Annotated in this window: 8 protein-coding genes and 1 pseudogene; 8 read left to right on the top strand and 1 reads right to left on the bottom strand. The window is 62.0% G+C overall.

Going from position 1 to position 9,752, the window contains the following annotated elements; all coding sequences use genetic code 11:
* The 8 genes and pseudogenes from AC04PT_RS19545 to AC04PT_RS19510 all read left to right on the top strand — a co-directional run.
* Positions 1-649, top strand: a pseudogene (locus AC04PT_RS19545) (GEVED domain-containing protein); the annotation flags it as partial.
* 473 nt (positions 650-1,122) lie between these two features.
* Positions 1,123-2,721 carry a glycerol-3-phosphate dehydrogenase gene (gene glpD, locus AC04PT_RS19540; RefSeq protein ID WP_482875468.1) on the top strand — a complete coding sequence of 533 codons (1,599 nt, stop codon included), beginning with the start codon at positions 1,123-1,125 and terminating at the stop codon, positions 2,719-2,721.
* 14 nt (positions 2,722-2,735) lie between these two features.
* Positions 2,736-3,818: an ABC transporter ATP-binding protein gene (locus AC04PT_RS19535; RefSeq protein WP_482875467.1), complete on the top strand. Its 1,083-nt coding sequence runs from the start codon at positions 2,736-2,738 to the stop codon at positions 3,816-3,818.
* A 10-nt stretch (positions 3,819-3,828) separates the two neighbouring features.
* A complete protein-coding gene (locus AC04PT_RS19530; protein ID WP_482875466.1) occupies positions 3,829-4,929 on the top strand; it encodes an ABC transporter ATP-binding protein in 1,101 nt (366 codons plus the stop codon).
* Positions 4,929-5,798, top strand: coding sequence for a carbohydrate ABC transporter permease (locus AC04PT_RS19525; protein ID WP_482875465.1), 870 nt, complete (start codon positions 4,929-4,931; stop codon positions 5,796-5,798). Before AC04PT_RS19530 ends, AC04PT_RS19525 begins: the two co-directional genes overlap by 1 nt.
* A gap of 3 nt (positions 5,799-5,801) precedes the next feature.
* Entirely contained in the window at positions 5,802-6,695 is an 894-nt protein-coding gene (locus tag AC04PT_RS19520; protein ID WP_482875464.1) for a carbohydrate ABC transporter permease, read from the top strand.
* Between the two features lie 22 nt (positions 6,696-6,717).
* Positions 6,718-6,990 (top strand): DUF2160 domain-containing protein, encoded by a 273-nt coding sequence (locus AC04PT_RS19515; RefSeq protein WP_482875463.1) that lies wholly within the window; start codon positions 6,718-6,720, stop codon positions 6,988-6,990.
* A 76-nt stretch (positions 6,991-7,066) separates the two neighbouring features.
* Positions 7,067-8,785, top strand: a complete 1,719-nt coding sequence (locus tag AC04PT_RS19510) for an ABC transporter substrate-binding protein (RefSeq protein ID WP_482875462.1) — start codon at positions 7,067-7,069, stop codon at positions 8,783-8,785.
* Positions 8,786-8,896: 111 nt separating this feature from the next.
* Here AC04PT_RS19510 and AC04PT_RS19505 read toward each other — a convergent pair whose 3' ends face one another.
* Complete coding sequence (locus AC04PT_RS19505; protein ID WP_482875461.1) at positions 8,897-9,595, bottom strand: helix-turn-helix domain-containing protein; 699 nt, start codon at positions 9,593-9,595, stop codon at positions 8,897-8,899.
* Positions 9,596-9,752: the final 157 nt, after the last annotated feature.

Raw genomic sequence — 9,752 nt, 5'->3', positions numbered from 1 at the left:
AACCAGCAGCGCCTCGGTGCTGTTCACCTACAACCTGGTGCGGATGACGCCCGAGAATGCCTACAGCGCCGCGATCTATGCCGACACCGACTGCGACGGCGCGCCCGATGCGCCGCTCAACGGCCCAGTGGCCGTCGAGGCCGGCGACCGCGTCTGCATCCTGTCGCGGGTCATGGCCAGCGGCGGCATCGGGCCCGGGGCCACGCTGACCTATCAGCTCGACGCGACCTCGACCTTCGAGGCCACCACCGTCACCGCCGTCGCCTCGAACACCGACCGGGTCGAGACCGGCAGCCGCCTGGGCCAGCTCAAGCTGACCAAGACCGTGCGCAACGAAACCCAGGGCACCCCGGAAGGCACCTCGAACGGCGGCGCGGCAGGCGATGTGCTGCAATACCGCATCCGCCTCGAGAACCTCAGCAACGCCGCCGCGCTCGACGTGGTGATCTATGACCGGACCCCGGCTTACACCAGCCTCGCCGAACCGGTGCCCAGCCCAGTCGCCGTCGGCGGCGCCCTGAGCTGCACACTCGGCGCACCAGCAAACAACCTCGCCGGATACTCCGGACCCCTACGCTGGGACTGCGCCGGAACATACCCACCCGCTGCCGACGGCTCACTGACATTCAAAGTCCGAATCAACCCCTGAAACCAAACGAAAGAGCGGGGCCGCATCCTTAGGTATGTCGCCCGTCCGGGTGGCATCAGCCGAGGAGAGACGGAGGAGCGCAGACGATAGGGATTTTGATCGGGGCGCGAGGCAGAGGCTTCAGAGGGCCAACCGTCTCCTCCAAGAGCCCCTAAGCACGGAGAAAACCTCCGCCGGGCACATGCCGGGGCTGTCGCCTTTGAGCTTCCGAAGTGTTCGTTTCTGTTCTGGTCTGTTCGGTTTCACGTGGATGAAAGGTTTGCGCACTCTTCTGCTGCATGCTCCAGCGCTGTGGCTGCCGGGTCAGGCCGCAAAGCATGGACTGATCAGCCGGTTTTCACAGGTGGACCGGAAAAAAGAGTATCTAAATCAAGTGATTGCTCATAATCGAACCAAAACGAACATAAAAGCGTTGCGAGCCGCGCATTTGCCTGCGATAAATGCTGCACGTCATGCGGAGGGGGGGGAATCGCGTGGAGCATCGCGACGACAATGTGACCACGGATCTTTTCGTCATCGGCGGCGGCATCAACGGATGCGGCATTGCCCGTGACGCGGCGGGGCGCGGCCTCAGCGTTACCCTGGCCGAGATGAACGACCTGGCCTCGGCGACCTCGTCCTCGTCCACCAAGCTGTTTCACGGCGGGCTTCGTTATCTCGAATATTTCGAGTTCCGCCTTGTGCGCGAGGCCCTGATCGAACGTGAGACGCTTCTTAGTGCCATGCCGCACATCAGTTGGCCGATGCGGTTCGTGCTGCCGTATCACAAGGACATGCGATTCGAATCCGAAACGCCGACCTCGAAGCTTCTGAACACCTTCATGCCCTGGATGCGCGGCCGCCGCCCGTCCTGGCTGATCCGGCTGGGGCTGTTCATGTATGATCATCTCGGCGGGCGGAAAATCCTGCCCGGCACGGAGACCCTGTCGCTGAAGGGCACACCCGAAGGTGCGCCGCTGCACGACCGTTTCGAGAAAGCCTACGAATATTCCGACTGCTGGGTCGAGGATTCGCGGCTCGTGGTGCTGAATGCCCGCGACGCCGAGGCCCGCGGCGCGCGGATCATGACCCGGACCCGGGTGCTTTCGGCCGAGCGGCAAGGCGATGTCTGGCGGGTGGAGACTGAGGGCACCGAAAGCGGCAAGACCGAGGTGCACTTCGCCCGGATGCTGGTGAATGCCGGCGGTCCCTGGGTGGGCGACATCATCCAGACCAAGGTGCGGATCAACTCCCGCGAGGGTGTGCGGCTGGTGCGCGGCAGTCATATCGTGACCCGCAAACTCTACGACCATAACAAATGCTACTTCTTCCAAGGCACCGACGGGCGGATCATCTTTGCGATCCCCTACGAAACGGACTTCACTCTGATCGGCACCACCGACGCGGAACATGAGGACCCGTCGCAGACGCCCGAGTGCACCCCGGAAGAACGCCGCTACCTGATCTCGTTCGCGAACCAGTATTTCGCGCAGGACATTTCGGACGACGACGTGGTCTGGACGTATTCGGGTGTGCGCCCGCTCTACGATGACGGTGCCTCCAGCGCGACGGCGGCGACACGTGACTATACGCTGAAGGTGGATGCCAAGGGCGGCGCGCCGGTGCTGAACGTCTTCGGCGGCAAGATCACCACCTACCGGCGGCTCGCGGAAAGCGCATTGGAGAAGATCGGCGAGCATCTCGATGTCGACAAGGACCCGTGGACCGCGGGTGTGCCGCTGCCGGGCGGAGATTTCCCGGTGGACGGCGTCGACCGCCTGATCGGCGATCTGCAAGCGCGGTACACTTTCCTCGACGATTTCTGGGCGCGGCGCATGGTCCGGGCCTATGGTACGGACGCAGCGACCATTCTGGGGGATGCAGCCTCGGCAGAGGACTTGGGCCGCGACTTCGGCGCGACCCTCACCGAACGGGAAGTCGTCTGGCTGATGCAGAATGAATATGCACGCAGCGCAGAGGACGTGGTCTGGCGCCGCAACAAGCTCGGCCTGAGGCTCGGTGAAGAGCAGATCGGGCAATTGGACACCTGGATGGCGGCACACCGTCAATCCAACACCGCCGCGGCGGAATAGGGAGGAAAGGCGCGATGACGCTGGAATTGAAAGGCGTGTCGAAATCGGTCGAGGGGCAGGTGCATATCCACCCCACCGATCTGACGCTGGAAAATGGCACGATGAACGTGCTGCTGGGGCCGACGCTGTCAGGCAAGACCTCATTGATGCGGCTGATGGCGGGGCTCGACGTGCCCAACACCGGACGCATCCTGTGGAACGGCGAGGACGTCACTGGCATGCGGGTGCAGGACCGCAAGGTGGCGATGGTCTACCAGCAGTTCATCAATTACCCGTCAATGACGGTCTACGACAACATCGCCTCGCCGCTGCGGCTGATGGGCAAGTCTAAGGACGAGATCGACGCCGCGGTGAAAAAGAACGCCGAGCTTATGCAGCTGACGCCCATGCTTGACCGCAAGCCGCTTGAGTTGTCGGGCGGCCAGCAGCAGCGTTGTGCCCTGGCGCGCGCTCTGGTCAAGGATGCCGGGCTGGTGCTGCTCGACGAACCGCTGGCCAACCTCGACTACAAGCTGCGCGAGGAATTGCGCGTCGAGATCCCCAAGATCTTCGAAGAGGCGGGATCGATCTTCGTCTACGCCACGACCGAACCGGAAGAAGCGCTGCTGCTAGGCGGCAATACCGCCACCCTCTGGGAGGGCCGCGTCACTCAGTTCGGGCCGACGCCCACGGTCTACCGCAAGCCGGTCGACACCACCACGGCGCGCGTGTTCAGCGACCCGCCGATGAACTTTCTCAACGTCACGAAGCAGGGTAGCACGCTCAGCTTCGGCGACGGGCAGAGCGCCCCGGCGCAGGGCCGCTTGGCCGATCTGTCGGACGGAACATATACCGCCGGGTTCCGCCCGAACCACCTTGAGATTTCTGCGCATGCACCCGATGCGATGCAGTTTCAGGCGCGGCTGACCGTGACCGAACTCACCGGCTCCGAGACATTCGTCCACCTCGACCATGACGGCGAGCGTTGGGTCGGGCTTGTCCATGGTGTCCATCACCTCGCCCCCGGCAGCGACCTGACCGTCTATCTCGATCCGGCGCACGTCTACATCTTCGGCAAATCGGGCGATCTCGTCGCTCCTGCCGCCTATGCCGCCTGAGGAGGACAGCATGGCCAAGATCACACTCGATAATCTCGCGCATTCCTACCTGCCGAACCCGACCTCGGAAGACGATTACGCGCTGAAGGAACTGAACCATGATTGGGCCGACGGCGAAGCCTATGCTCTGCTGGGATCGTCCGGTTGCGGCAAGTCCACGCTGCTGAACATCATCTCGGGTCTTCTGCACCCGTCGCAGGGCCGCATCCTGTTCAACGACCGTGACGTGACTCAGGCGCCCACTGCCGAGCGCAACATCGCGCAGGTGTTCCAGTTTCCGGTGGTCTACGACACGATGACGGTTCGCCAGAACCTTGCCTTCCCGCTGCGCAACCGGGGCGAAGACGCATCCTACATCGCGCAGCGTGTGCAGCAGATCGGCCAGATGATCGGCATGGAGGCCGAGCTCGACCGCAAGGCCCGCGGCCTCACCGCCGACGCCAAGCAGAAGATCAGCCTTGGTCGCGGAATGGTGCGCGAGGACGTCAACGCGCTGCTGTTTGACGAGCCTCTGACCGTGATCGACCCGCATATGAAATGGGAACTGCGCACCCAGTTGAAGTCGCTGCACCACGAATTCGGCCACACCATGATCTACGTCACCCACGACCAGACCGAGGCGCTGACCTTCGCCGACAAGGTGGTGGTGATGTATGACGGCCGCGTCGTCCAGATCGGCACCCCCGAGGCGCTGTTCGAGACGCCCGAGCATACCTTCGTCGGCTATTTCATCGGCTCGCCCGGCATGAACGTGCTTGACGCCGATGTGCAGGGCGACCGCGCAATTATCGATGGCACCGTGATCCCGCTGGGCGCCGGCTATGGCCCGATTTCCGGCAAGGTCCAGATCGGTGTCCGTCCCGAATTCGTTCATCTGTCGCGCGACGAGGGCCTGCCGGTCCGTATCCGCCGCGTCGAGGACGTGGGCCGCCACAAGATCGTCCGCGCGGAATTCCTCGGCCGCGAGATCAACATAATCGCCGACGAAGGCGACGAGATCGGCGCCGACATGACCCGCGTCAACTTCGACCCGGCGCATATCAACGTCTACTCCGACGACTGGCGCGTGACGCCGCAAACCACCCGTAACCCCGTGGGGGAGGCAGCCTGATGAACAAGACAGTCAACCAAAAGGCATGGTTCCTTGTCCTGCCAGTCCTTCTGCTGGTAGCCTTCTCAGCGGTGATCCCGCTGATGACGGTGGTCAACTACTCGGTGCAGGATACGTTCGGCAACAACCAGTTCTTCTGGGCCGGGCTCGAATGGTTCGAGGAGATGCTGCATTCCGACCGCATGTGGGACGCGCTGGGCCGCCAGTTGATGTTCTCGGCGATCATCCTTGCCATCGAGATCCCGCTGGGCATCTACGTCGCGCTCAACATGCCGAAAAGCGGCTTCTGGTCGTCCTTCTGCCTGGTGCTGATGTCTCTGCCGCTCTTGATACCGTGGAACGTGGTCGGCACCATCTGGCAGATCTTCGGCCGCGTCGACATCGGCCTGCTGGGCTACATGCTCGACAAGCTGGGTATCTCTTACAACTACACGCAGGACACGCTTGACGCCTGGATCACCATCATCGTGATGGACGTCTGGCACTGGACTTCGCTGGTTGCACTTCTGGCCTTCGCCGGTCTGAAATCGATCCCCGACGCCTATTACCAGGCCGCCAAGATCGACCAGGCCAGCCGTTGGAGCGTGTTCCGCTTCATCGAACTGCCCAAGATGATGGGGGTGCTGATGATCGCGATCCTCCTGCGCTTCATGGACAGCTTCATGATCTACACCGAGCCGTTCGTCGTCACCGGCGGCGGACCCGGCAACGCCACCACGCTGCTGTCAATCGACCTCGTCAAGATGGCGCTGGGACAGTTCGACCTCGGCCCTGCGGCAGCCTTCTCGATCATGTACTTCCTCGTGATCCTTCTGGTCAGCTGGGTGTTCTACACCGTCATGACCAACCTCGACAAACAGGAGGGCTGAGACATGCCGACCGACACCACCTCCGCCCCCGGCGCCGCGTCGATCCCCGGCGATGTCACCGCCGAACGGACCGGCACCAAGACCCGCCGCCGTTTCCGGCCCAAAGGCTCGGTGATCGTGATGACGATCTACCTGCTCTTCATGCTGCTGCCGATCTACTGGCTGCTGAACATGAGCCTGAAGACCAACTCGGAGATCCTCAACACCTTCACCCTCTGGCCGCGCAACCTGACGCTCGCCAACTACGAAACCATCCTGACCGATCCGGCATGGTATCTGGGCTACGTGAACTCGATCATCTACGTGACGATCAACACGGTGATCAGCCTGCTTGTGGCGCTGCCGGCAGCCTATGCCTTCAGCCGTTACAATTTCATGGGCGACAAGCACCTGTTCTTCTGGCTGCTGACCAACCGCATGGCACCGCCCGCCGTCTTCGCGCTGCCGTTCTTCCAGCTCTACAGCTCGGTTGGGCTGTTCGACACCCATATCGCCGTGGCGCTGGCGCATACGCTGTTCAACGTGCCGCTGGCGGTCTGGATCCTCGAAGGTTTCATGCGCGGCGTGCCAAAGGAAATAGACGAGACCGCCTATATCGACGGCTACGGCTTCGGCAAGTTCTTCGTCAAGATCTTCATGCCGCTGATCGCATCCGGCATCGGGGTCGCGGCGTTCTTCTGCTTCATGTTCTCATGGGTCGAGCTGCTTTTGTCGCGCACGCTGACAACAGTTGACGCCAAGCCGATCGCTGCCATCATGACCCGGACCCAGGGTGCCGCGGGCATTGACTGGGGTGTGCTGGCCGCCGCCGGTGTGCTGACCATCGTTCCAGGAGCGCTCGTGATCTACTTCGTCCGCAACTACATCGCCAAGGGCTTCGCCCTGGGCCGCGTGTGAACCAGAGATAGGAGAACCACCAATGGACTGGATGGCATGGACCTGGCCGACCGCGATCTTCTTCGCGATCATCGCATCGCTGCTCGTCACTTTCACGATCCTCGCGATCAAGTACCCCGAAACCCCGCGCACCGGCATCCTCCGGATCGAAACCACGCGTGGCGATCGGCTCTTCATCACGCTTCTCGGTTCGGCCTTCATCAATCTGGCCTGGCTTGGATTGGTCGGCGCAAACCAACCTTACGCGCTGATCGTCTGCCTGATCTACGCCGCAGCGGTGTTCCGCTGGGTGTAATCGGACACCGCGGCACGGCGCACGAGAACGCCGGACCGCACACAAGACCACAAGTTCACATAAAGGGAGGACCATAATGAACTTGACCCTGAAATCCTCAACCGCCCTGGCGCTTGCGCTCGGCCTTCTTTCCGGACCGGCCTTCGCCGGGATGGAAGAGGCCATCGAGTTCCTCGACGCGGAGATCGACAACTCGGTGCTGACCCGCGAAGAGCAGGAAGCCGAGATGCAGTGGTTCGTCGACGCGGCCCAGCCGTTCGCCGGCATGGACATCAAGGTGGTGTCGGAAACCATCACCACCCACGAATATGAAAGCCAAGTGCTTGCACCGGCCTTCACCGCCATCACCGGCATCCAGGTCACCCATGACCTGATCGGCGAAGGCGACGTGGTCGAAAAGCTGCAAACCCAGATGCAGTCGGGCGAGAACATCTATGACGCCTATATCAACGACTCTGATCTGATCGGCACCCACTGGCGCTATCAGCAGGCGCGCAACCTGACCGACTGGATGGCGGGCGAGGGCGCGGACGTCACCAACCCCGATCTCGACATTGACGACTTCATCGGCACGCAGTTCACCACCGCGCCCGATGGCAAGCTCTACCAACTGCCCGACCAGCAGTTCGCGAACCTCTACTGGTTCCGTTACGACTGGTTCAACGACGAAAAGAACAAGGCCGACTTCAAGGAACAGTTCGGCTATGATCTGGGCGTTCCGGTCAACTGGTCGGCCTACGAGGACATCGCCGAATTCTTCACCGGCCGTGACCTCAGCCACATGGGCGTCGAGGGCGAAGTCTTCGGCAACATGGACTACGGTAAGAAAGACCCCTCGCTCGGCTGGCGCTACACCGATGCGTGGATGTCGATGGCAGGCATGGGAGACAAGGGTGAACCCAACGGCCTTCCGGTCGACGAATGGGGCATCCGGGTGAACGAGAACTCGCAACCCGTGGGCTCCTGCGTTGCCCGTGGCGGCGCCACCAACGGTCCCGCAGCGGTCTATGCTGTGTCCAAGGCGATCGAGTGGCTTGAAAAGTACTCGCCCCCCGCCGCCGCCGGCATGACATTCTCCGAGGCCGGCCCGATCCCGGCGCAGGGCAACGTCGCGCAGCAGATGTTCTGGTACACCGCGTTTACCGCCGCCACGGTCGAGCCCGACCTACCGGTGATGAACGAGGACGGCACGCCGAAATGGCGCATGGCGCCCAGCCCGCACGGGGTCTACTGGGAAGACGGCATGAAAGTCGGCTACCAGGACGTTGGCTCCTGGACGCTGATGAAATCCACCCCGGTGGATCGTGCCAAGGCGGCCTGGCTTTATGCCCAGTTCGTCACCTCCAAGACCGTGGACGTCAAGAAGGCCCACGTCGGCCTGACCTTCATCCGCGAATCCACCATCCAGCACGACAGCTTCTCGGAACGCGCCGACAAGCTGGGCGGCCTGGTCGAGTTCTACCGCTCGCCGGCCCGCGTGGCATGGTCGCCGACCGGCACCAACGTGCCTGACTATCCGAAGCTGGCGCAACTGTGGTGGCAGAACATCGGCGACGCCATGTCGGGTGCGAAGTCCCCGCAGGAAGCGCTTGATGGCCTCTGCGCAGACCAGGAGAAGGTACTCGAACGTCTGGAACGCGCCGGTATCCAGGGCGACATCGGTCCGAAGATGAACGAGGAAATGGACGCGGATCACTGGCTCAGCCAGCCGGGCGCGCCCAAGGCCAAGCTCGACAACGAGGACGAAGAACCCAAGACAGTCAGCTATGACGAGCTGATCAAGTCCTGGCAGTAACCTCCCCCGGCTGGGGCTCTCCGGAGCCCCGGCCACTTCGCTGGAGGCTGACGCTCTCCGGTCTTGATGACATCCCCCTTGCCAGCCACCAATCGGACCCGATAGCAGCCCCTACGCCGATTGATCGTCGATCAACGGGTTGGGTTTGGCGAAGCGCTCCAGGTCCTGCTGATCTCGGATCGTGATACGATGGCCCTCCACCGACACACCGTAGGGCCGCAGGCCCTTGAAGGCACGGCTCAAATTCTCTGGTGTCATGCCCAGAATCGAGGCCAGCCGGCGTTTTTCGAATTCAAGGAATAAGGTGTCGTCACCCCCAGTCCGCTTTTGCAGCCTGAGGATGTAATTGGCGAGCCGCTCAAGCGAGGTTCGAAGCTTGAGATCCTTCTGCCCCTTGACCACCGAGCGATAGCACTGCGCAAGTTCCGTGACGATCGCGCGCGCGAAGCCGTTGTCGACACCGAAAGCAGCGCGGACATCCTTGCTCGGGATCAGGGCGATCCGGCTCTTTTCCAGCGTGCGCGCCGACATCAGATAGGGCGCATCCTTGATCGTCGCGGCGAGGATGAAGGTCGAAATGGGCCGGACAGTGGCCATGCTGCTTTCCCGGCCGTTCCACGTTGAAAACAGATCCACCGACCCCGACAGCACAACATGCAGAAAGTCGCTGGGCTCACCTTCGGTGATCAATTCGATCTGCGGGGGGAAATTTTGAACATAGGCACCGCGCATGAGCAAGGAGAAATGCTCATCCGCCATGCCCACAAACAGATGGAGACCCCGGATCTCCGGGTAATCCGACTCGGACATTGACCAAACGTACCTCTTAGTTCTTTTGATAATGATCAGTCGGGTGATTGATAGTTGTCAAGTCTGCAGTTGCTTGGGGGCGGTGCAGTGTTGATCGATGTTTGCGCTGCCATCAAAAATTTTCGCGTGCAGATTTATTTTGCCACGACGTGATCGC

This window comes from Litorisediminivivens sp. KMU-197 (assembly GCF_056858395.1).
The sequence above is the reverse complement of the archived record's forward strand: the minus strand, read 5'-3'. Positions and strand labels throughout refer to the sequence as shown.